This is a genomic window from Mannheimia sp. E30BD (assembly GCF_041807785.1).
GTDB lineage: Bacteria > Pseudomonadota > Gammaproteobacteria > Enterobacterales > Pasteurellaceae > Mannheimia.
In genome coordinates, this window is sequence record NZ_JBGTYX010000010.1 from 42,716 (window position 1) to 64,093 (window position 21,378).

Consider the following 21,378-nt stretch of genomic DNA (forward strand, 5'->3'; position numbering starts at 1 on the left):
CTAGTAATATAATTACTTTATGTAAGTGATATACTGAATGCCCTTTACTCTCTCAGAACCGACCATTATCATAGCTCTACTTAATTTTATAACAGTCTCTATATTGAAAACTATATGCAGACTCACACTATAAAATAACCACCCTTAACATCTTCCCTGATTTAAGAATGACTTTAACTGTTCAGGGTAAATCTGCATATATGACAGAAAAGTATAATTTCTTGAGTAATTTATTAATAAGCAATTCAAATTTTTGAGGGAGGATTCTCTAGTGAAATTTGTTCCTTACACATTAATCCAATTAATGATGAAATCTCCATCCTTAAAAGACGGTTTAGCTCATATTGCCCTAATATTTCTTCTCTTTCTATCCCACAACATCTGGGCATCCACCTATCACATCGGTATTCTTGCCCAACGAGGAGAAGCCTACACTCGCACGCATTGGCAGCCGTGGGTTGATTGGTTGAATGAGCAGCTTCCGAATGAGCAATTTGAGTTGGTGCCGCTTGGGTTGAACGAGGCAAATCGGCATTCAGAGCTGGATTTTCTGCTGACTAACCAAGCCCAATTTTTCTATTTGAATGCTCAAAATGTGCGTTGGTTGGCAACGCTGAACAGCCCTTATTCGGCGAATGCAGAGCAGGGGGCGGTGGGCAGCAGTATTTGGGTACGGGCGGAGAGTGGTTATCAGCAGTTGGCGGATCTGAAAAATCAGACGATTAGTGCGGTGGATAATCACGCTTTTGGCGGTTATCTGCTCGGCTTGCATCGTTTTTATCAGCTTGGAATGCAGCCTCAGCGGGATTTTTCGGTGCGGTTTAGCGGTTTTCCGGTGGAGCAGGCGTTGCAGTTGTTGGCGGATAAAACAGTGGAAGCGGCGATTGTGCCGGTCTGTTTGCTGGAAGAGTTAGTGGCTGAGGGTAAATTTGTCCGTTCGGATTTCCGCTTGCTGTCGCCGCAGCCAAGCTCAATCGCCTGTGAAAGTAGCACCGAGCTTTTGCCGAACTGGTCACTGGCGGCGATGCCGAGTGTCTCGAATCGTTTGGCAGTAGAGCTTGCCACTCAACTATTGCAGAGCGAACGGGCGGATTTGCCCCGTTGGACACCGCCATTTTCCTCTGCACAGGCGGATCAGATTTTGCGGGAACTTTATCGCCACCCACAGCAAAAAAGCCTATGGGCAACGGTGCAGGATTGGATCGTGCTAAATAAATTCGGGCTGTTGGCGGTGCTGGTATTTATTCTGCTGAATTTTGCGGCGTTACGCTATCAGGTCTATCGCAAAAGTAAGGCGTTAAATACCGCTCATCGTAAAATGCAGCAGTATCAGCAGGAGCTGACCCGAGCGGATCGGCTCACGCTGTTGGGCGAGATGACGACCGGCTTTGCCCACGAGTTGAAACAGCCGTTGTCGGCAATTAGAATGTACGCCGAAGGGCTGAAAAGCCAGAGCCAAGACAGCTATCAACAGCGGATTTTGGAGAAGCTGATTGCACAGGTGGATCGCTCTACTCAGACAATGCAAACCATTCGGGATTGGGCGAAAAGCCGTCCAAGCAGTGAGTTGCAAGCGGTGGTTTTGAATGAATTAATTGCAAAAGTGATCGAGTTTATCAGCGTGGAGAATCGCCAAAATGCCAAGATTTGGCTGATTGCCGACTGCTCTTTTTCGCTTAATTTGAATGCAACGGCGTTGGAGCAGGTGATGACAAATTGCCTGCTTAATGCCCTGCAAGAGGGAGCCACAACGATTGCTGTTCGGTTACAAGCGGTTGAAAATGAGATAAACATCACTATTGAGGACGATGCCGGTGGTTTTTCCCAAACCCAACTTGATTTCCCGTTCGTCCCGTTTCGCACCGATAAACCACAGGGGATGGGCTTAGGCTTGGTGCTGTGCCAAAGGCTGATGCAGTCGCTCGGCGGGTCGATTGAATTGGCGAATGGGGAGCGAGGGGCGAAAGTGATTTTAACCCTACCAAGTTAATAACAAATGTATTTTGATGGTGCGTTAGCAAACGCACCCTACGGAGAAAAAATGCAAATTCATATTCTTGACGATGAAGAACCGCTGTTAGACGCAATGGCTTTCCTGCTTGCCCCGTTGGGCTTGGAACTCCACACTTGGCAGAACAGTCTCGATTTTTTGGCACAGGCTGATTTACACCAAAAAGGCGTGCTGTTGCTGGATATTCGTATGCCCTATTTAGATGGTCAGCAGGTTCATCAAAAACTGCGAGAAGCGAAGTCCACCCTTGCTGTGGTGATTATGACCGCTCACGGTGATGTGCCGATGGCGGTACGAGAACTGAAAAACGGGGCGGTCGATTTTCTAGAAAAACCGGTTTCGTTCGAGCAGTTAAAACAGGTCATTGCTCAGGCGGAAGTGGTGAGCGAACAAGCGGTGAAAATTCACGAAATTAGGCGAAATTATGCCAAACTTACCAAAAAAGAACGCAATCTTGTGCCGTTGATTATGCAAGGTATCACCAACAAACAGATCGCCGACCGATTGGCGATTTCCGTCCGTACGGTGGAAGTCCATCGGGCAAGCGTGATGGAGAAAATGGCAGCGGAGAGTTTGGCGGGGTTAGTGCAAAAGATCGGGCAGTTGCAAAAAATCGGGGAAATTTGACCGCTTGTAGGGAATAAAAATGGTATGGTCGGGTATTTTACAAAAATAACCGCTTGTATTTTATCCTTCCATTCCCATTTCCCTGACATTCAGTTACAATAACCACTATTTTTCTAATTTATACACAAACCAAAGATAAGCCATTATGCAAAACAAATTGGCACAAACTATTCCAGAACTCATTTCGTGGACGAAAGATCGTGAATTTTCGCTTTCGCTTTCTTCCGACCGTTTAGCTTTCTTACTTGCAATTTCTATCTATAACCAAGAACAGACAGATGGCGAATTGTTAGAAAGCGATCTTGTTGATCTTTTCCGTTATGTTTCAAATTCGTTTGAGCAGCCTGATGCAACCTTTACTCAGCGTGCAAATAATGCGATTAATGATTTAGTTAGACAGCGTTTGTTAAATCGCTTTAGTAGTGAATTTACCGAAGGATTAGCGATTTATCGTGTAACGCCGTTAGGAGTAGGCATTTCAAACTATTATGTTCGCCAGCGTGAATTTTCCACACTTCGCCTTTCTATTCAGCTTTCTATTGTGGCGGATGAAATTCAGCGTGCTTCGGTGTCAGCTGAAGAAGGAACGGCAGAGGCGAAAGATGAGCGTTTTTGGCGAAATAATGTGTATGCACCACTTAAATATTCGGTGGCAGAAATTTTTGACAGTATTGATCTTTCACAACGCATTATGGACGAAAATCAGCATCAAATTCGTGAGCGAATTGCAGAGCTTTTAAGCCAAAACTGGCACGAAGCGATTATAAGTTGTGAACAGTTATTAGATGAAACCTCAGGTAATCTGCGTGAGTTGCAAGACACGCTGAATGCCGCAGGCGATAAGTTACAAGCTCAATTATTACGTATTCAAAGCTGCTTGCTTGCTCGTGATGATTTAGATTTTATCGACCAGCTGATTGTGAATTTACAGAATAAATTAGACCGTATTATTAGTTGGGGACAACAGGCAATCGATCTTTGGATCGGTTACGATCGCCACGTCCATAAATTTATCCGGACAGCGATTGATATGGATAAAAACCGTGTGTTTGGGCAGCGTTTACGTCAATCTATCCAAGATTATTACAACAATCCTTGGTTTCTTTACACTGCTAAGGCGGATTCATTGCTTGATTTGCGTGATGATGAGGCGATGTTAAATGAAGCAGAATCAGTGGGTGAGTTACCAAGCGAATTAGAGTACGAATCCCTTTCTGATGTGCAAGAACAGATTGTTTCTGCGATGCAGGCTCATTTAGCCCCATTCCGTGCGGAAGGCAAACCGATAGATTTAGGTATTATCTTGCGTGAACAGCTGGCTCGCTTCCCAGAGTCTCGCCATTTTGATGTGGCTCGCATTATTGTCGATCAGGCGGTGAAATTAGGTATGGCAAGCCAAGATAGCCAAGCGGTTTACCCACAATGGCAACCGATTAATGAACAGGGTGCAGAAGTGCAAGCGAATGTAATCGACCAATACAACAAGTAACAAGCGGTCGTTTTTGTGTAGAATTTTACAAATTTAAAAGAGAATAGAAGATGACAGACAATATCCAAGATGTGATTTCGCCAAAATTGGCACTCGCCATTGCAAACCCCATTTTTCCAGAGTTGGACAGCCAACTGCGTGCAGGGTGTCATATCAATACTGAACAACTTGATCAACACGCCTTTTTGATGGATTTCCAACTGGAGTTGGAGAGCTTTTATCGCCGTTACCACGTTGAGCTGATTCGAGCACCTGAAGGCTTTTTCTACCTACGCCCGAAAGCCTCAACGCTGATTGCTCGTTCGGCAATGTCTGAAATGGAAATGTTGGTGGGGAAAGTATTATGTTATCTCTATTTAAGCCCAGAGCGTTTAGCTCAGCAAGGTATTTTCAGCCAAGATGATGTGTATGAAGAGCTATTAAGCCTTACTGATGAAAGTAAATTATTAAAAGCGGTAAACCCACGTTCAACAGGCTCAGACTTAGACCGTGCCAAGTTAGCGGAAAAAGTAGGTGGTGCATTACGTCGTCTAGCTCGCATTCGCATTATTACCCGTGTAGGGGAACAAAACAGCAAGAAATTTGTGATTTCAGAATCGGTATTCCGCTTTGGGGCTGATGTACGCACAGGCGATGATCCAAGAGAAGCTCAACTTCGCTTAATTCGAGAGGGTGAAGCCACCAAGCCTGAATTATTAAAAGAACAAGCGGTTGAAATTGATGAAAATATTGCAGATGAAGTGGAAGACGTTGAACAGGCTGATGAGGAATAATAAAGAATGGAAAACATTGAATTAACACAAAACACAGTGGAACAAGCAAATATGCCAATTCCAATGATGTCACGCCACGAAGGTGTACAACGCGGTAAATTCCTCTCTTTAACCTTAATCAACTGGAACGGTTTTTTTGCTCGTACCTTTGATTTAGATGATCTAGTTACCACCCTTTCTGGAGGTAACGGAGCAGGTAAATCCACCACAATGGCGGGTTTTGTTACGGCATTAATTCCGGATTTAACCTTACTGAACTTCCGTAATACAACGGAAGCAGGTTCAACTGCTGGCTCTCGTGATAAAGGTTTATACGGTAAATTAAAAGCGGGTGTCTGTTATGCGGTGTTGGAATCGTTAAACTCTCGTGGGCAACGTATTATTACTGGTGTGCGTTTACAGCAAGTTGTTGGGCGTGATAAGAAAGTGGATATCCGCTCGTTCTCACTGCAAAACATTCCACAAGAACAGAGCATTATCAGCCTTTTAACGGAACAAGTGGGTGATAAGGCTCGTGTGTTGCCATTAAATGATCTGAAAGATAAATTTGAAGGCACAGAAGTTCAATTTAAACAATATCATTCAATTACCGATTACCACAGCTTTATGTTTGACTTGGGTGTGATCCCAAAACGCCTTCGTTCATCAGCAGACAGAAGCAAATTCTATAAATTAATTGAAGCCTCACTTTACGGTGGTATTTCAAGCGTAATTACCAAATCATTACGTGATTATTTATTGCCAGAAAATACAGGTGTTCGCCAAGCGTTCCAAGATATGGAATCGGCATTGCATGAAAACCGAATGACGTTAGAAGCGATCAAGGTTACTCAATCTGATCGTGATATGTTCAAACGCTTGATTACTGAATCGACCAACTATGTGTCGGCAGATTATATGCGTAATGCTAATGAGCGTCGTGGCAATGTGCAGGCAGCGTTAGAGCAGCGTAAAGAGTGGTATGCGGCGAAATCGAAAATTGTGGTTGAACAGCAACGTTTTGTTGAATTCAGCCGTGAAAGTGCCGACATTGCAGAGGCAGAGCAGTCGCTAGAAAGCGAATATAATAGTGCGAACGATCATCTAAATTTAGTGATGAATGCGTTGCGTCATCAAGAAAAAATTGAACGCTATCAAGATGAAGTGGAAGAGCTGAACATTAAACTTGAAGAGCAACAAGAAGCTTTAGAAGAAATTGCTGAAATGGCAGAAAATGCCCAAGCTCGTGCAGATGAAGCAGACGACCACGTTGAAGAATTGCGTTCACAAATGGCGGATTACCAGCAGGCGTTAGATGCACAGCAAACTCGAGCATTGCAATACCAACAAGCGGTAAATGCGTTAGAGAAGGCGAAACAGCTCACAGGTTTAGCGAATTTAGATCTCAATAATATTGAAGATTACCACGCTGAATTTGCTGCTCAAGCTGAAGATCTTACCGATAAAGTGTTTGAGCTTGAACAGCGTTTAAGCGTATCAGATATGGCGAAAACCCAGTTTGAAAAAGCCTTTGAGCTAGTTTGCAAAATTTCGGGCGAAATTGACCGCTTGCAAGCGTGGGAAGAGGCTCGTTCGTTGCTTTCAGCATTCCCAGAACAGAAAATGCAGGCTCAACAAGCGGTGAGTTTACGCCAAAAACTTAACGATTTAGAACAGCGTTTGCAACAACAGCAAAATGCCCAGCGTTTAGTGGCGGAATTTAATCAAAAATCGCAACAGCAGCTCAATTCAGCGGAAGAATTGGACGCCTATTTTGAAGAGCAGCAAGCTCGCTTAGAAGATTTGGAAGCCGAGCTTTCGGACTTTGTAGAACAACGTTCAACCCAACGCCAACAGCGTGAACAGCTTAATCAACAATATCAGCAGTTAGCGAAAAATGCCCCTGCTTGGCATACGGCACAATCAGCCCTTGTTCGTTTAGAAGAGCAATGTGGCGAAAAATTTGAGTCAAGCAAAGCGGTAATGCAGTTTATGCAAAATATGCTGAGCAAAGAGCGTGAAGCTACCCTTGCTCGTGATGAGCTTGCTCGTAAAGAGCAGTTGCTTGATGAGCAAATCAACCGCTTAAGCCAACCAGATGGATCGGAAGATGCTCGTTTAAATCAATTAGCCGAACGTTTTGGCGGTGTTTTATTATCAGAGCTTTATGATGATGTGTCGATTGAAGATGCTCCTTATTTCTCGGCATTATATGGCGAAGCTCGCCACGCAATCGTGGTGCGTGATTTAGAAGCAGTTAAAGCACAGCTTGAAAAATTAGATGACTGCCCAACGGATCTCTATTTAATTGAGGGCGATCCTTCAGCTTTCGATGATGCAGTATTCAGTACTGAAGAGCTAGGCGATGGTGTGGTGGTGAAAGTATCTGACCGTCAATGGCGTTACTCGAAATTCCCTGAAGTGCCGTTGTTTGGTCGTGCTGCTCGTGAAAAACATTTAGAAACGCTTAAAGCAGAGCGTGATGAAACGGCAGAAAAACACGCAGAACGTGCTTTTGATGTGCAGAAATGCCAACGTTTACATCAATATTTAAGCCAATTTGTGGGTACGCACTTAAACTTAGTATTCCAAGATAATCCCGAAGATCTGATGCAAGAAATTGCAGCAGAGCGTGCGGAGATTGAGCGTGAATTAGCACAATCAAGCGGTAATGAACAACAATTACGCCATCAATTAGAAAGCGTAAAAGCCCAGTTGCAAATGTTGAACAAAATTCTACCGCTTGCAAACTTGTTAGCAGACGAGACCTTAGCTGAAAGAGCAGAAGAGTGCCGTGAACAGCTAGAAGTGGCGGAAGAAGATGAAATGTTTATTCGCCAATTTGGTTCAACATTAACTCAATTAGAGCCGATCGCCACAGCCTTGAAGAGCGATCCTGCATTATTTGAACAGCTTGAGGCGGATTACAGCCGTTCTGTTGCAGAACAAAAAATCTTACAGCAAAAAGTGTTTAGCTTGGCGGATGTAATGAACCGCCGTTTACACTTTAGCTATGAAGAAACTGTAGGTACGGAAGGTTCAGCACTCACTGAACAGTTACGCCAACGTTTAGAAAACGCACAGCGTGAGCGAGAGCAGGCTCGAGATCAACTTCGTCAAGCACAGGCTCAATTATCTCAATATAACCAAGTTCTAACAGGTTTACGCAGCTCTTACGATGCGAAAAACCAAATGTTACAAGAGTTAATTCGTGAAATTGATGATTTAGGTGTGCGTGGTGATGTAAATGCCGAAGAGCGTGCAAGATTCCGCCGTGATGAATTGCAACAACGCCTAAGCCAACAACGATCTCGCAAAGGTTATTTAGACAAGCAAATTGCCGTGATTGAAGCGGAAATGGATAACCTCAACCGCACCTTACGCAAAGCCGAGCGTGATTACCATACTCAACGTGAATTGGTGGTACAAGCAAAAGCAAGTTGGTGTATTGTTCAGCGTTTATCTCGCAATAGTGATGTAGAAAAACGTTTAAATCGCCGTGAGTTATCCTATCAATCTGCGGAAGAGTTACGTTCAATTTCGGATAAAGCATTAGGTGCATTGCGTACGGCAGTGGCAGATAATGAATACTTGCGTGATAGTTTAAGAGCGTCGGAAGATAGTCGTAAACCAGAAAATAAAGTGGCATTCTTTATTGCGGTTTACCAGCACTTGCGTGAACGTATTCGCCAAGACATCATCAAAACGGACGATCCGATTGATGCGATTGAACAGATGGAAATTGAGCTTTCACGCTTAACCAATGAATTAACCAGCCGTGAGAAAAAATTGGCGATTAGTGCGGAAAGTGTGGCAAACATCTTACGCAAAACAATCCAGCGTGAGCAGCAGCGTATTCTCCAACTCAACCAAGGCTTACAAAATATTGCCTTTGGTCAGGTAAAAGGGGTGCGTTTAGTGGTAAATATTCGTGATACTCACGCTATTTTACTCAATGCATTATCCAATAATCGTGAGGAACACAAAGACTTATTCGACAGTCAAAAACTCAGTTTCTCTGAAGCATTAGCAATGCTCTATAAACGTGTAAACCCACATATTGAAATGGGGCAACGCACACCGCAAACTATCGGTGAAGAGTTATTGGATTACCGCAACTACTTAGATTTAGAGGTGGAAACCTTCCGTGGGGCAGACGGCTGGATGCGTGCAGAAAGTAGTGCATTATCAACAGGGGAAGCAATCGGTACAGGTATGTCCATTCTCTTGATGGTAGTACAAAGCTGGGAAGAAGAAGCTCGCCGTATGCGTGCGAAAGATATTCTGCCAGCTCGTTTACTATTCCTTGATGAAGCGGCTCGACTAGATGCAACCTCAATTAATACGTTATTTGAACTCTGCGAACGTTTAGATATGCAGTTATTAATTGCAGCTCCTGAAAACATCAGCCCAGAACGTGGTACAACCTATAAATTGGTGCGTAAGATTACCAATAACCAAGAGTATGTACATGTTGTTGGTTTGAAAGGGTTTGGCAAGTAATCGGAAAAAAATGCCATAATCAGTATTATTAAAAGATTGTTAGTAGAAATACTAGCAATCTTTTATTCTTGGAAAACTAAAAATAGCTTAAATATTTTTAACTTATTTTTAAATTTTTGAAAATTTATATGATTTAACTTGATTATTTTATAAAATTTGAAAATAAATTAATTTTGAATTACACTAGAAACAGAGGTGAATAAAATGAAATTAGTTTCTAGGCCCGATTATTTAGCGTTTTTAAGACGACATAAAGATAAAAACATCATCAAAGTGGTGAGCGGTGTTCGACGTGCAGGAAAATCTGTTCTCTTTCAGCTATTTAAAAATGAGTTAATAGCTCAAGGTGTGGCGGAAGATCATATTATTTCGGTTAATTTTGAAGATCTGAGTTTTTATGATTTGAGAGATTTTCGCTTATTGAATCAATATATTACGGAAAGATTGAGAGATGAGCAGAAGCATTATATTTTTCTTGATGAGATTCAACAAGTTGAAAAATTTGAACTGGTTGCAGATAGTTTATTTATCAAGCCTAATGTCGATCTCTACTTAACTGGCTCAAACGCTTATTTTATGAGCAGTGAACTTGCTACAAATTTGACAGGTCGCTATGTTGAAATTGAAGTACTACCGCTTTCTTTCCAAGAATATCTGCAAGGCGTTGAAAGTAGCAATGTAGCAAATGTAGGTAGACTGTTTAACGAATATCTATTTAGTGCTTTCCCTTATTTGCTCCAAACAGAAAGTTATGTTGAGCGGGTGGAGTATTTAAGAGGGATTTATCATTCTATTTTGCTCAATGATATTGTACCGAGAATTGGTAATCCTAATCCCTCAGTTATTGAGCGAATTGTGAGAACATTGCTCAGTAGCATTGGTAGTTTGATTTCAACCAATAAAATCCGCAATACATTAGCGAGCCAGCAAGTTACTTTATCACACACCAGTTTGGAAAATTATTTACAAGCATTAACGGATAGCTTGCTATTTTATGCGGTGCCTCGCTTTGATGTAAAAGGTAGAGTCTTGCTTCAACGTTTGGAAAAGTATTATGTAGTCGATTTAGGGTTCCGGAATTTGTTATTGCCCGATCATCAAGAAGATTTTGTGCATTTAATTGAAAATCTCGTTTATCTTGAGTTACGCCGCCGCTATTCAAAAGTTTACGTTGGTAACATTGATAAATTTGAAGTGGATTTTGTTGTAGTAACGGAGGTTGGAAATTATGAATATTACCAAGTCAGTGAAACAACACTTTCTTCAGAAACGTTAGAAAGGGAACTTCGCCCTTTACAAGCTATTAGCGATCAATATCCAAAATATCTTTTAACAATGGATACTATCCAGCCAAATGCTAACTACAATGGTATTCAAAAGAAAAATATATTAGATTGGTTACTTGAACAAAAAGCATTATAATTTTTGACCCAAAAGCTATTTCGGCTTTTGGGTTTTCCTTTTTCCTTTTTCTCGGATTTATAATTATGAAACTTGCCCGAAAAGCTCAGCGGAGATTGTCTTTCCTAAGAGTATTTACCCTCGCGTTTGCAGCCTTTATTGTGATTACAACAGAATTTATTCCTATCGCCTTACTTTCGGATATCGCCCAAAGTTTTCAAATGGAAAACTCAAGCACGGGGATTATGATCACCGTCTATGCGTGGGTGGTGTTTGGATTATCACTGCCGTTAATGTTACTGACAGCCAAGATGGAGCGAAAGCGGTTGTTAATTATACTGTTTATCGTTTTTACCCTTAGCCATATTTTATCGGTGGTGGCTTGGAATTTCTGGGTATTATTGATTTCTCGTACCATTATTGCGGTCTCCCACGCTATTTTCTGGTCGATTACGGCTTCATTGGTTATTCGGGTTGCTCCAAAAGATAAGAAAAGACAAGCTTTGGCTATGTTAGCTCTAGGCAGTTCACTTGCAATGATTTTAGGATTACCGCTTGGACGAATGATCGGGCAAGCCTTAGGTTGGCGAGCTACTTTTAGTGTGATTGGGATTATTGCTTTTATTGTCCTTTTAATGCTCTGGCGGTTGTTGCCTTATTTACCAAGTAAAAACGCAGGCTCAATTAAAAGTTTACCCATTTTATTTAAACGCCCGTTGCTAGTTGGAATTTTCTTACTAGTAATGTTGATTGTTTCGGGTCATTTTACCGCTTACAGCTATGTTGAACCCTTTATGGTTCAAATCAGTGCTATTAGCCCGAAAACAACCACATTGATTTTATTAGTATTTGGTTTAGCAGGTATTACAGCTAGTTTCTTATTTGGCAAATTATATGGCAAAGCACCAAATAAATTTATTTTAGCTGGCATTGGCATTATTATGCTAAGCCAGTTCTGCTTATTATTGCTAAGTGGCTCTACTATTGCGATGTTTGCACTCGCATTTATATGGGGGATAGGCATTACAGGTATGAGCATTGCCCTGCAAATGAAAGTGCTTGAGCTTGCCCCTGATGCTACTGATGTCGCCGCAGCGATATTTTCGGGAACCTATAATTTAGGCATTGGAACAGGGGCGTTACTGGGCGGAATTACCATCAATCAGCTAGGGTTAGCTAACATAGGGTTTATTGGTGGAGGCTTAGCTTTTATTGCGATTTTATGGTTTATTTTTATTACTTTGAAATATAGAAAAGTAAGTTGATAGAAGACAAGCGGTTACAAAAAGCACCGCTTTTTGAACGTTGGTAAAGCCTGCGGCAGCGAAGCTGTGAGCAATCCTTACAAAGGATTGTGAATAAATTTTCTGAAAAATTTGCAAAAATTAAAGAAAATATGACCGCTTGCTTGTATTATTTCGCAATAAACTGATTGCTTTGTTGGATCATTTGCAAGAATAATGCAAGTGGTGGGCGAGTACCTTGCTCTATTTCCCCGTTAGCATTGAAATGTTTGAAATTCCCTTTGTGATCAATATGATACTGCTCGCCATTTGGCATTACTGCAACGTTCCATTTATGGTTAGAGCTAGATACCCAAAGGCGTTGGCTCTGGGTGCTTAAATCGATGCCTTGTGCATAATCGCTAATCGGATTTTGCACTTTAAAGAAGCCGTTTAATAGCGTTGGCATAATATCTAAATGGCTTGAAAGGAAATTATACTCTTTGCTTTCGCCTTGCCAATAAAAGAGCATTGGTACTTGAATGCGTTGCTTAGCAAACGGATTTTCATTGGTTGCTTCATTGTTAGTAATATCAGAAGTGATCATAACTAACGTATTACCTAATAACGCATTTTGTGTTAAGTGCTGCCAAATTTCAGCAAATTGCGTATCTAACAGTTTTTGTTGAGCGGAATTAGAGCTTGCTGATGGCAAACTTAAATCTAAATAGCTAAAGAATGGATTACCTAGCGAACGGCTACTAATCCAACTCTTCCATTGTGAAATTGCACTAACATTGCTGTGAGCTGTCGGTAATAAAATACCGGAGAAAATGGCCTGATGATAAATTGGATCAGCAAATCCATTATGAGAGAAAAGCCCTAACTGGTAATTCGATTGTCTGAAAATTTGAATTAATGGCGAAACGGTTTTGTCTGCCAATACAGAATCTAAATATTTTCCGCTTAAACTATAAAATAAGCCTAACGCACCTGCCGAATTGCTATCGCCACTGCTATAGTGGTTCATAAAACGGTAAGAGTGCTGACTGATTTCAGAGAGGCGAGGCATATTTTCAGCATTAATCATCTCTTTAGATAAGCCCGAGATATTAATTAATAAAATATTAGTATTCGATTGCGTTGTTGCAACCAAAGAAGCCTTAGGGTAATTTAAGAAAAAGGTGTCTAAACGCCCACTTTCTTCAATCTCTTGATCGAATTCCGCTCTATCAATAAAACCGTGTTTTTCTAAAAAGTTACGAGCTGTCATCGGGTGTGATAACGGATAATTCGCTTTTTGGGCGGTAATAGGGCGATAGGCATTCATATCTGCCCACGCATAAATTAAGTGAGTAGCGGTAAAGCTCACTAAGAAAAATAACGCAACATATTTCCCCCATTTTTGGCGACTAAAGCTACGTAGCTTTTGCCAACACCAACGAGAGTAAATCATTTCTGCCAATAAAATAAGTGGCATTGGCACAAATAGCAGCTGCCATTTTCGAGTAAGTTCACCTTCTTCAGGATTGACTAATAAATCCCATACAAGCGGTGATAAATGCAAAGAAAATTGCTTAAAGACCTCCGTATCCACTAATAAAACAGTTTGCCCGATGGTGGCAAGAATCACCGAAAGCCCTCGATAGGTTCGATCATTTTTAATGATAAAACTAAGTGGAAATAAAATTAACAGAAAAGTCGCAAACACGACAAAACTGAAATGCCCAAATAAGCTGACAAAAAAGTAAAGTTTACCAACAAGGGTATTCGGCCAGTCTGCATTGAAGGCATAACGGGAAGAAATGAGCAACGCCAGCACAATGTTAAATAGTGCAAACCAATGCCCCCACGTTATTTTTTGTGAGGTGGCTTCCCGATATTGGCGGGAATTGGTTGGCAATAATGCGTGTAGGCGTTTAAACATAATAGTTATTTAGCTTTTAATGATTGTTTGAGTGCGCCTGCAAATGCTTCTGCGAGGGCTTCACGTTGCGTAGGGTTTTGAATATTTTCGCTTAAAATATTCGTTACCATATTACCTAACGCCATTAAAGATAAATCAACAGGAGCTTTATGCTGTTCAATGGTTGTAATGAGATCGGCTAATAATGCATCAAATTGTTTTGTATGATATTTAGATTTTGTTGCCATAACAAATGGATAAAATAATAAAAATAATATGTGAATAGTAGCATAAAAATGAGTGGAAAGTAGCATTCGGTTTTATTGTTTGGCTGATTTTTGCAAAGTTTTGGCAAAATTTATTCACAATCCTTTTTAAGGGGGGATCATAGCTTCGCTACCGTTGGCAAAGCTAATGTTCAAAAATCGATGCTTTTTGTAACCGCTTGTTCAAAAAAATTTAAATTTTTCAAGGTGTTTATTCACTTTTTTGATGATTTTTCTTCTTCCCTTTTTTATAAAAAAAGATAAAATGAACGACCGTTCATTATAGGCTAGGAGATGATATGTCTAGGCGGATTGAGCCAAAAGAAGAAATGATAAAACGTATTCTCTCAGCAACAGAAGTACTTATTGTGNTTCATTATAGGCTAGGAGATGATATGTCTAGGCGGATTGAGCCAAAAGAAGAAATGATAAAACGTATTCTCTCAGCAACAGAAGTACTTATTGTGAGAGAAGGATTGCAAAACCTTTCAATGCGTAATATAGCAAAAGAGGTAGGAATTGCTTCAGGTACGTTATATCTCTATTTCAAAACAAAAGATGAATTACTGCACTGTTTGGCAGCCAATTTAATAAAGTGCTATCAGGGGTATATGCATATTGAGTTTGAACCGGAGGTTGAACTCTTTCAACAATATAAACAACTTGTGAATAAAAAATGGGCTTTTTTAGCGGAGCGTCTTGCATTAGTAAAACAATTCCAAGCTGTAATGGGGATTGATGAGTTAATTCGAGAAACAGTCGCTGATAAAAATTCTTTTTGGAACAGGCTTGTTTTTGAAGGTAAAAAGCAAAAAATCATTGTGGATTTACCAAATGAAATACTTTATTCGGTGAGTCTTGGCACTTTAATCGAGATCAAGTATTTGCAAAACTTGAATCAGAACTTCGAGCTAGGTGAATATTTAGACGAAATTATTTTACGCACTTGGAAAGCAATCACTTTTTAAGTTTATTTTTAGTTATTTTATGGAGAATGTATGACAACAGAAACGCAGAAGCCGGGCAAAGGCAGAAAGTTTTTAATTGTACTCACATTGTTAATTGTATTGATTGTGTTTGCTGCAATCGTAGGATTACAATTAATTGGGAAGAAAGCAAAAGCAGATGCCGCTGCGAATATGCCTGAATCTGTGAGCGAAGTAACCGCAATGCAAGTTACCACACAGGAATGGACTCCAACTATTTCGGCTGTAGGTTATATCCGCCCAAACCAGGGGGCGATGTTAAGTGCTGAAACCTCAGGTGTAGTAAGCCGTGTATTGGTTACATCGGGGCAGCGTGTAAATAAAGGTGATCTTTTAGTTGAATTTGATAGTAGTGTTGAGATTGCAAATTTAAAAGCATCGGAAGCTCAACTTTCAACAGCAAAAGCAAATTATGACCGCTATCGTAATTTGATTGCATCAAATAGTGCGTCAAAAGCAGAATTTGATAATGCACGATCAACCTATAACCAATTATTAGCGAATATTGAGTCGTTACGTTCGGTTATTAAACGTCGCCAAATCTATGCACCATTTAGCGGTGTGGCGGGTATTGTGAATGTAAACGTTGGTCAATACATCACAATGGGAACGGAAATTGTGCGTGTTGAAGACCAATCTTCAATGAAAGTTCGTTTTACATTGCCTCAAACCAATGTTGAGCAAGTGTCAATTGGGCAAAAAGTAACAGCCGAAATTGATGCTTTGCCAGCACAAACTTTCCCTGCTCGTATTATTGCGATTGATCCTGCGGTTGATCGTTTAACCGGTTTAATTAATGTTGAAGCGGTTATTGAAGAAGGAGCGGATAAATTACTCTCAGGTATGTTTGCACGCTTAAATGTAGCCTTACCAACGCAAACAGGGCAGGTTGTTGTGCCACAAATTGCGGTGGCTTATACGATGTATGGCGAAACTGTTTATTTGTTACAGCCATTATCTGAAGAAGATAAAAAAATGGTTCAAAAAATGTCTGCACAAAACCCAACTTTAGATGCGAATAAAATGTACCGCGCAAAACAAGCAGAAGTAAAAACTGCTGACCGCAAGGGTAACTATTCACAATTAACTAAAGGTGTGAAAGCAGGAGATTTAATTGTAACAGGCGGTTTGCAACGTTTAAGCAACAATGCGTTAGTTAAAGTTTCTGATGTTGAGGCGGTAGGCATTACCACACCAGCAAAAAACAGCAAACTGTAGTGGAGTGAATTAAGTGAAATTTACTGACATCTTTATTAAACGCCCTGTTTTAGCCGTTTGTATTAGCTTACTCATTACGATTTTAGGCTTACAAGCGATTGAAAAATTGCAAGTGCGTGAATATCCAGAGATGACTGTTTCGATCGTAACCGTGAGTGTAAACTACTCAGGTGCAGATGCAGGTTTAATGCAAGCACTTGTTACTTCACAGTTAGAAGAGGCAGTAGCTCAAGCGGATAATATTGACTATATGACGTCATCAAGTTCGCCAAGTACTACAACAGTTACGGCGAAAATGAAGTTAAATACTGACCCGAATGCGGCACTTTCTGATATTTCAGCTAAAGTAAATGCAGTACGTTCAAACTTGCCGAGTGGTATTGATGACCCATCTATTAGCGTATCAACGGGTTCAAATGATGCATTAATGTATATTCGATTTGTGTCTGATGAATTAAATACAGCACAAGTAACCGATTATCTAAACCGTGTGGTTAAACCGCAATTTTTTACGGTAAATGGGGTGTCAAGTGTTGATGTATATGGCTCAACCTTTGGTTTACGCATTTGGTTAGATCCAGACAAAATGGCGAGCAATAAGTTATCAGGCTCAGCGGTGCTATCGGCATTAAGTGCCAATAACTTACAAACCGCAGCGGGTAACTCTAACGGCTATTATACGGTTTATAAAAACAAAGTGTTATCCACTACACCTTCTGTTCAAGAATTAGAACAGGTGACTGTTTCAACAACAGCAGATGGCAGAATGATTAAACTGAAAGATATTGCGACCGTAGAATTAGATAAATCTAGCGATTTTGTTCGTGCAACAGTAGGTGGTAAGGAAGCGGTGGTTTTAGCGGTTTCAGTTGCGGCTACAGCAAACTCGCTTACCGTTGCAAAAGATATTTACCCGATGTTTGATCAGGTAGTGAAAAACTTACCGGAGAATATTCAAGGGGATATTATTTACGATAAAACGGTTGCAATTGATAGCTCAATCAATGAAGTTATCCGTACTATTTTAGAAGCAACTGTGATTGTATTGGTGGTAATTATCCTATTCTTAGGATCGCTGCGTGCAATGATTGTGCCAGTTATTACCATTCCGATTTCATTAATTGGTGCGTTATTCTTGCTTCAAATGTTCGGATTTTCAATCAATCTTCTGACCTTACTTGCGTTAGTATTAGCGATTGGTTTAGTGGTAGATGATGCGATCGTCGTACTTGAAAACGTAGAACGCCACGTTAAAGAAGGCAAAACGCCATTTGATGCAGCTATTATTGGTACACGAGAAATTGCCTTACCGGTAATTTCAATGACGATTACACTCGGTGCAGTATATTCTCCAATGGCATTAATGACAGGGATAACAGGCACACTTTTCAAAGAGTTTGCTTTAACTCTTGCTGGTGCGGTATTTATTTCGGGTATTGCGGCTCTAACACTTTCTCCGATGATGTCTAGCCGAGTGCTGAAAGAGCATAAAGAAGGCGAAGAATCTCGCTTTGCACGCTTTGTCCATCGTTCACTAGACAAAATGACAAGCTGCTACACCAATATGCTAAGTGCAGTTATGGCGGTTCGTGGTTTTATGTTGTTCTTTGCGGTGCTGATCTTTGCCAGTCTTCCGTTCTTATTTACCTCACTTTCAAGTGAAGTTGCACCAACGGAAGATCGTGGTTTCGTTGTAGGGATTTCAAATGGTCCATCTAACACAAATTTAGATTATACAGAAGAAGCCCTAGTGCCGTTTACTGAAGAAATATCTAAAGTACCTGAAGTCTCATCAGTTATGACGATCTCAGGGTTTAATGGCGGTAATAGTGCATTATCTATCATTGCCTTGAAAGATTGGAATGATCGTACTCGTGAGCGTGCAGAAATTTCAAATGAGATTGCAGCACTCGGTAAAAAAGTGGTTGCAATGGATGTTAATGCGATCTCTTTCCCTGAGATCTCAACAGGTGAAAATGGCTTACCGTTCTCACTTGTTATTACTACCGCAGACAGCTATGAAAAATTAGCCGTAGTTGCTTCAGAGTTCTTGAAAAAAGCACAAGCATCAGGTCAATTCTTCTTTGCAAACTTAGACCTCAAATTTGACACGGCAACGATGAATATGAAATTCGATCGTGAAAAAATGGGTGCTTATGGTGTAACAATGCAGCAGGTAAGTGGCACATTAGGTGCATTCCTATCAGGTGCGATTATTACCCGTGTTGATATTGACTCTCGTGCTTACCCAATCGTGTCGCAAGCGGTGCGTAATGATCGTTTAAATCCTGAAGATTTAATGAACTATTATGTTACAACTGCAAGTGGTGAGTCTATTCCATTAGGTTCATTTGTTACAATGGAATTAACCACATCTCCGTCTTCATTGCCTCGTATGAGCCAGCTAAACTCAGCGACAATTGGTGGGGTAGTATCAGGTTCGATTGGTGATGCCGTAAACTGGGCAAAAGCAGAGCTAAATAGAAGCTTACCAACAGGTTATCAGTACGATTTCAGAGGCGAATCTCGCCAATATATTCAAGAAGGTAATGCAATGGCAATGACATTCGCCCTTGCGGTTGTGATTATCTATATTGTATTGGCAATTCAGTTTGAATCTTGGCGTGATCCGCTGGTAATCCTCGTTTCTGTTCCATTGGCGGTAAGTGGTGCATTACTCGTAATGAATCTTCCGTCCGCAATGAAAGGGCTATTTATGGGGATTGCCACAGGCACAGGCTCTAAGGATATGATGGCATTTGCCAATAGTATCTGGACGGCAGGTTACACCTTAAATATCTATTCACAAGTGGGGTTAATTACCCTTGTGGGCTTGATTACCAAGCACGGTATCTTAATGTGTGAAGTGGCGAAAGAAGAGCAATTAAATCACGGTAAATCACGCTATGAAGCGATTGTTTATGCGGCAACTATCCGTTTACGCCCGATTATGATGACAACGGCTGCGATGATTGCTGGTTTAATCCCACTCTTATTTGCAGTAGGTGCAGGAGCAATCGCACGCTTTAGTATGGGTATGGTAATTGTATCGGGTCTTGCAATCGGTACACTTTTTACCTTATTCGTATTGCCTGTTATCTACACCTTCTTAGGACAAGAACACAAACCATTGCGTGAGTTTGATGAGGAAAAATATTTTCCAACAGTTAAACAAGTATAAATGAATGAAAAGGCGTAGTGAAACGCCTTTTTTGTTGCTTACAAGCGGTTACTTTTCCTCAAGAATTTGCAAAATCTAAAGAAAATTTGACCGCTTGTTATTAATTTTTTAATCTGAAGTAATCGTTTGCCTATTTACAAAAATAACGTTCCTCTGTATAATCCGCTCGCAATTTTCCAATACAGTTTTTTCAATTTAACCACTCTTTAAGGAATTATTGCAATGTTACGAATCAAGCAAGAAGCCCTCACATTTGATGATGTTCTTCTCGTTCCAGCACACTCAACAGTGCTTCCAAATACCGCCGATCTTTCCACTCAATTAACCAAAACTATCCGCCTCAATATTCCAATGCTTTCCGCTGCGATGGATACAGTAACTGAAACCAAATTAGCGATTTCTCTTGCTCAAGAGGGGGGAATTGGTTTTATTCACAAAAATATGTCGATTGAACGCCAAGCAGACCGAGTGCGTAAAGTAAAAAAATTTGAAAGCGGCATTGTGTCTGAGCCTGTTACCGTTTCGCCCGATCTTACATTGGCGGAACTTGCCGATTTAGTCAAACAAAACGGCTTTGCAGGTTACCCTGTTGTGGATGAAAACCAAAATTTAGTCGGCATTATTACAGGGCGTGACACCCGTTTTGTAAGCGATTTAAGCAAAATCGTGCGTGAATTTATGACACCAAAAGAGCGTTTAGTGACGGTGAAAGAAAACGACACTCGTGAAGAAATTTTCCATTTAATGCACGAATATCGTGTTGAAAAAGTGCTTGTGGTGGATGATGCCTTCCACTTAAAAGGAATGATTACCCTAAAAGACTACCAAAAAGCCGAAAGCAAACCGAATGCCTGTAAAGATGAATTTGGCCGTTTGCGTGTAGGTGCGGCAGTAGGAGCTGGGCCGGGAAACGAAGAACGTATTGATGCGTTAGTAAAAGCTGGTGTTGATGTACTGTTAATTGATAGTTCACACGGGCATTCTGAAGGCGTATTACAACGTGTGCGTGAAACCCGTGCAAAATACCCTGATTTACCGATTGTCGCAGGCAATATTGCTACCGCTGAAGGGGCGATTGCATTAGCTGATGCTGGAGCAAGTGCGGTAAAAGTAGGAATTGGGCCGGGTTCAATCTGTACTACCCGAATTGTAACAGGTGTGGGTGTGCCTCAAATTACTGCTATTGCTGATGCCGCAGCAGCCTTAAAAGATCGTGGCATTCCTGTAATTGCTGATGGTGGTATTCGCTACTCAGGCGATATTTCAAAAGCGATTGCTGCAGGAGCAAGCTGTGTGATGGTAGGTTCAATGTTTGCTGGCACAGAAGAAGCCCCAGGCGAAATCGAGCTTTATCAAGGTAGAGCATTCAAATCTTATCGTGGAATGGGATCTCTGGGTGCAATGAGTAAAGGCTCAAGCGACCGTTATTTCCAGTCAGACAATGCAGTAGATAAACTTGTGCCAGAAGGCATTGAAGGGCGTATTGCTTATAAAGGTTACTTAAAAGAGATTATCCACCAACAAATGGGTGGATTACGCTCTTGTATGGGCTTGACAGGCTGTGCGACTATCGAAGAGCTTCGTACCAAAGCCCAATTTGTGCGTATTAGCGGTGCAGGCATTAAAGAATCACACGTTCACGATGTAACCATTACCAAAGAAGCACCAAACTACCGTATGGGCTAATAAAAAGTGTAGCAACTGTATCTCCCCAACATTTTTGGTAAGATACAAATTCGTTAATTAAACCGCGTGAGCATTCCACTGTGAGCCATCACGGACGATGGCATTAATCACGGTTAAAAGCTTACGCAT

General features: G+C 41.0%; 13 protein-coding genes. 11 read left to right on the forward strand and 2 right to left on the reverse strand.

Annotated features, from left to right (window positions below; all coding sequences use genetic code 11):
• Positions 1-271: 271 nt before the first annotated feature.
• The 7 genes from ACERCG_RS07530 to ACERCG_RS07560 all read left to right on the forward strand — a co-directional run bounded on the left by ACERCG_RS07530 (position 272) and on the right by ACERCG_RS07560 (position 12,048).
• Complete coding sequence (locus ACERCG_RS07530) at positions 272-1,990, forward strand: PhnD/SsuA/transferrin family substrate-binding protein (protein WP_373611423.1); 1,719 nt, start codon at positions 272-274, stop codon at positions 1,988-1,990.
• Positions 1,991-2,041: 51 nt separating this feature from the next.
• Positions 2,042-2,638, forward strand: a complete 597-nt coding sequence (locus ACERCG_RS07535) for a response regulator (protein ID WP_373611424.1) — start codon at positions 2,042-2,044, stop codon at positions 2,636-2,638.
• 145 nt (positions 2,639-2,783) lie between these two features.
• Entirely contained in the window at positions 2,784-4,127 is a 1,344-nt protein-coding gene (mukF, locus tag ACERCG_RS07540) for a chromosome partition protein MukF (RefSeq protein ID WP_373611425.1), read from the forward strand.
• 50 nt (positions 4,128-4,177) lie between these two features.
• Complete coding sequence (gene mukE / locus ACERCG_RS07545; RefSeq protein WP_373611426.1) at positions 4,178-4,900, forward strand: chromosome partition protein MukE; 723 nt, start codon at positions 4,178-4,180, stop codon at positions 4,898-4,900.
• A gap of 51 nt (positions 4,901-4,951) precedes the next feature.
• Complete coding sequence (gene mukB, locus ACERCG_RS07550) at positions 4,952-9,382, forward strand: chromosome partition protein MukB (protein WP_373611436.1); 4,431 nt, start codon at positions 4,952-4,954, stop codon at positions 9,380-9,382.
• 204 nt (positions 9,383-9,586) lie between these two features.
• Entirely contained in the window at positions 9,587-10,804 is a 1,218-nt protein-coding gene (locus ACERCG_RS07555; protein WP_373611427.1) for an ATP-binding protein, read from the forward strand.
• Positions 10,805-10,869: 65 nt separating this feature from the next.
• Entirely contained in the window at positions 10,870-12,048 is a 1,179-nt protein-coding gene (locus tag ACERCG_RS07560; protein WP_373611428.1) for a sugar transporter, read from the forward strand.
• Positions 12,049-12,196: 148 nt separating this feature from the next.
• Here the strand turns inward: ACERCG_RS07560 and ACERCG_RS07565 are convergent, their stop codons facing one another.
• Entirely contained in the window at positions 12,197-13,933 is a 1,737-nt protein-coding gene (locus ACERCG_RS07565; protein WP_373611429.1) for a DUF3413 domain-containing protein, read from the reverse strand.
• A 5-nt stretch (positions 13,934-13,938) separates the two neighbouring features.
• The gene (locus ACERCG_RS07570; RefSeq protein WP_373611430.1) at positions 13,939-14,160 is read right to left on the reverse strand and encodes a DUF1414 domain-containing protein; all 222 of its coding nucleotides are present in this window, start codon (positions 14,158-14,160) and stop codon (positions 13,939-13,941) included.
• 317 nt (positions 14,161-14,477) lie between these two features.
• Here ACERCG_RS07570 and ACERCG_RS07575 point away from each other — a divergent pair, with 317 nt between their 5' ends.
• The 4 genes from ACERCG_RS07575 (at position 14,478) to guaB (ending at position 21,249) form a co-directional block, all read left to right on the forward strand.
• The gene (locus ACERCG_RS07575) at positions 14,478-15,146 is read left to right on the forward strand and encodes a TetR/AcrR family transcriptional regulator (RefSeq protein ID WP_373611431.1); all 669 of its coding nucleotides are present in this window, start codon (positions 14,478-14,480) and stop codon (positions 15,144-15,146) included.
• Between the two features lie 30 nt (positions 15,147-15,176).
• A complete protein-coding gene (locus ACERCG_RS07580) occupies positions 15,177-16,382 on the forward strand; it encodes an efflux RND transporter periplasmic adaptor subunit (protein WP_373611432.1) in 1,206 nt (401 codons plus the stop codon).
• Positions 16,383-16,395: 13 nt separating this feature from the next.
• Positions 16,396-19,563: an efflux RND transporter permease subunit gene (locus ACERCG_RS07585; RefSeq protein ID WP_373611433.1), complete on the forward strand. Its 3,168-nt coding sequence runs from the start codon at positions 16,396-16,398 to the stop codon at positions 19,561-19,563.
• 222 nt (positions 19,564-19,785) lie between these two features.
• Entirely contained in the window at positions 19,786-21,249 is a 1,464-nt protein-coding gene (guaB, locus tag ACERCG_RS07590; RefSeq protein ID WP_373611434.1) for an IMP dehydrogenase, read from the forward strand.
• Positions 21,250-21,378: the final 129 nt, after the last annotated feature.